At 58.7% G+C, this 2,629-nt stretch carries 5 protein-coding genes; 2 read left to right on the top strand and 3 right to left on the bottom strand.

What is annotated here, in order from left to right; genetic code table 11:
• Positions 1-127: 127 nt before the first annotated feature.
• Both AB3X96_RS42210 and AB3X96_RS42205 read left to right on the top strand, forming a co-directional pair.
• A complete protein-coding gene (locus tag AB3X96_RS42210) occupies positions 128-547 on the top strand; it encodes a VF_A0006 family four-cysteine protein (RefSeq protein ID WP_368594372.1) in 420 nt (139 codons plus the stop codon).
• A 353-nt stretch (positions 548-900) separates the two neighbouring features.
• Positions 901-1,158: a hypothetical protein gene (locus AB3X96_RS42205; protein WP_176112095.1), complete on the top strand. Its 258-nt coding sequence runs from the start codon at positions 901-903 to the stop codon at positions 1,156-1,158.
• 159 nt (positions 1,159-1,317) lie between these two features.
• Here the strand turns inward: AB3X96_RS42205 and AB3X96_RS42200 are convergent, their stop codons facing one another.
• From AB3X96_RS42200 to AB3X96_RS42190, 3 genes are all read right to left on the bottom strand, one after another.
• Positions 1,318-1,836 (bottom strand): DUF6398 domain-containing protein, encoded by a 519-nt coding sequence (locus tag AB3X96_RS42200; protein WP_368594371.1) that lies wholly within the window; start codon positions 1,834-1,836, stop codon positions 1,318-1,320.
• Positions 1,837-1,857: 21 nt separating this feature from the next.
• A complete protein-coding gene (locus AB3X96_RS42195) occupies positions 1,858-2,211 on the bottom strand; it encodes a hypothetical protein (protein ID WP_368594370.1) in 354 nt (117 codons plus the stop codon).
• 28 nt (positions 2,212-2,239) lie between these two features.
• A partial coding sequence (locus tag AB3X96_RS42190; RefSeq protein ID WP_368594369.1) for an SEC-C metal-binding domain-containing protein occupies positions 2,240-2,629 on the bottom strand: 390 nt, incomplete at its 5' end.

The following is a 2,629-nucleotide window of genomic DNA, read 5'->3' as shown; positions in this document are numbered from 1 at the left end:
CAGGAAGGCGAAGGCGTAATCATCGCCAACCTGCTGAACCGGTGGAACGCCTTCGGCAAACCGGTTTGCGTCAAAAATGCATAGTCGCGTCCATGGCACGGGAACTCGTACCCATCCGGACAAAGCCGTGGAGCATGACGTAAATCCGGATCAGCGCCATTTAATAAACTGCCACCAGGGCGGGGCCGGTGTCCACGCCGAGCAAACTCACACAGTAGAGAAGAAGCCCATGCTCAAGAGTGTCACACGGACATGTACCCTGCGGACGGTATTTGGCCTGCTGGGCCTACGAATTATGCATCCAGCGTTCGCTGATGGGCCGTCATCCTATGACGACTGCATGCTCGTCGGTTTGCGCGACGCCCGCAGTCAGGGTGCATCAAACTATATCCAGCGCTCATGCTACGCACTGTATCGGAACAGCGAAATGTTGCTGCCGCGCGAGAAGGCGTACTACGAGTGCATACTGCAAAATATGCCTGGTGCCAAGGAGCGGTTCGCGATCATGCGGATCAATGCGATCTGCGAACGGCGCGGGCAGTTGTAAGTCCACAGTGACGTGGATGATCACAACCGATTCACCTGATCGACACGCTGGATCTCCGTCACAACTTGAACAGTTCGTCGCGAGCGGCTTCGTGTGTCGGTCGTCGCGTTTCTCGCCAATCACCAGCGGTCTCTTGAGGTCCTTGTTCTCTGTCATCATTGTCAGTGCGCAGGTGTCCACGTGGGACACCTAGCTTCTGACCTTCTGCATTTCGACCGAAGGACGTCTTTTATTGACCGTTTACGATGAATCGCGGGGCAGCTGACTTGCCTTGCACACTGTCCAATGCGCCATCGGTGATGTCTGCGTGAGCAGAGCGCGTCCGCCGGTGGCCCTCGCCCCAAGGAGCGACCATGAGCGGCCCCGCCGATCAACCGGGTGTAGAAGTCGTCGTAACCGTTGCAGAGGATCATCTGCAACGCTTCAGGCAACTAGCATCGGAGTTGGAGGGCAAAGGCCTAAAGATCAACAACATGATGGAAGGGCTCGGAATCATTTCGGGAGCCGCCTCCTTAGCCGACGTGCAGCAGCTCAAAGGCATGAAGGGCGTAAAGTCCGTTGAAGAGGCAGGGAACGTTCAGTTGCCGCCGCCTGAATCCGATATTCAGTGACGAGGGGGACGCTTCAGGAAACCGAAAATAAAGCACGTTTAGTCCGACTTAGCGGGCGGACGTGCCTGCCAGGATAGGAGGCGGCGAACCCGATGAAGGGCAAGGGAAAATTGCTACGCCACAGGCGGCGTACAAACCGGGCCCGGGAATTCCCGCGAACTAGCGATCTTCGTCTGGGACGAATGGGATGACGCCCAGGCGAAAGGCTTCTTCCTGCAAATTGCTTGGGATGCGGCGCGCGTCGACGATCATGCCATTGATTTCGATAAACCAGACGAGTGGATTTCTGTCGAGCTGACTGGGAAGTGACCAGCGAGGATCGAGCTGACCGATCTTCAGAAGGTTCAGAATTGATCCTGAGCGGGCCGAACCGGTCTGGGCGCTTAGCCCGAAGTGCTGGCACAGTGCATCGGCGCGCATGGGGGGCTTTTGGGACTTGTCGAAGAGGAAGTTGACCCTCCCGATCGCGTAGGCCACGCCGCAGGCCCAGGAGCGCGCAGGACCGGTCACCAGTGGCGATGGCCGCTTGCGGCACAGGGTGGCAACGAGACGTCGGCAGAGGTCGCGGTATTCATCGGTCAGGTGTTGCGCACAAAAGGCGTCGGTAAGCGTAATGATCTCGTCATACCGGTCTTGCATGGCGGCTGGCACCCGCTCGCCGCGAAAGGTTGGCTTCATGGAATTCGCGATCCGTATGCGTCAGTTGCCCAGTTCGGCGAGCCCATGAACATCGCCCTCCCGCGCGACCTGGCACAGCCACGTGTCCAGCTTCTCGCTGCTGCCGTCAAGCAACCGGTCAACCAGGGTCCGGTCGTTCGCCTTGCCAAGCATGTTGTGTAGTCCCAGGTATGCCACGAGAAGGTGGTACATGGCGCAGCGCAAATCATCACGTTCGTCCTGACAGCGCCGGGCGTGGCGATGCAGATCCGCAATGGCGAGCCCGAGTTTTTCACCGACATACGAAAGCGGTATGCCGTCACGATCCTGTCGCGACGTGTAAGCGGGGCCATTGGCGCTCAGGGGAAGTTCGGCATCATCCGGGATCTGGGGCATTGCGTGTCTCCGTAGCAGTGCTGCATGATCAGTGAAACGTCGGCGAGCTGGCCATGCAGCAATGCTTGCACTTGCGGCCACTACCGCACGGGCACGGCTCGTTGCGCCCGATCTTCGGCTCTTCACGACGCATGGCAACGCTTCCCGGGATGCTCGCCAGCGCGCGCCGGTGGGGCTCGAAGTAACGGTAGATGTGGGTCGGCCCGGCGATCATCGTCTCCAGCAGTCCCTTGCGCTTTTCCGCAGGGATCGATGGTGGCCGCATCTGCGGGTCGGGATTGTGTTCATGATGGCTTTGTCCGGATGGGGGTATTGCAAAGATGCTGCGGGTTGTGTAAAAGCGCAACATCATGAAGCCAGCATTGAATAATGCCATATAAAGCCAGACTAAAGACGGGTGAACCGCGCAAGCGCAAGA

The organism is Paraburkholderia sp. BR13439, from assembly GCF_040948805.1.
Lineage (GTDB): Bacteria > Pseudomonadota > Gammaproteobacteria > Burkholderiales > Burkholderiaceae > Paraburkholderia > Paraburkholderia youngii.
The sequence above is the reverse complement of the archived record's forward strand: the minus strand, read 5'-3'. Positions and strand labels throughout refer to the sequence as shown.